The organism is Corynebacterium frankenforstense, from assembly GCF_030211955.1.
GTDB lineage: Bacteria > Actinomycetota > Actinomycetes > Mycobacteriales > Mycobacteriaceae > Corynebacterium > Corynebacterium frankenforstense_A.
In genome coordinates, this window is sequence record NZ_JASODI010000106.1 from 1 (window position 1) to 234 (window position 234).

Below are 234 nucleotides of genomic sequence, written 5' to 3' on the forward strand. Positions count from 1 at the left end.
TTTCTAACAATTTTTATTTCGGCAGTAGGCATGGTTTATGTTCTTCGTTTTATGGGAACCTCGCGTGAGGAAAGGTCTCGCAATAAATCTTTTAGCGCGTATATTTGCTTTCCAGCTGCAGTGACCATTATCAGCTATATTCTTTACAGCCTTATTAATAAAGTTGTGCTCTTAATACTTCACAAAACAACAAATTCATACATTACCGATCAGTTACGATGGGGAAAAGATTCT

General features: G+C 36.3%; 1 protein-coding gene. It reads left to right on the forward strand.

From position 1 onward, the window contains the following. Positions 1-51: 51 nt before the first annotated feature. Positions 52-234 (forward strand): hypothetical protein (locus tag QP119_RS11720; protein ID WP_284776349.1); only part of this gene is annotated, 183 nt, incomplete at its 3' end.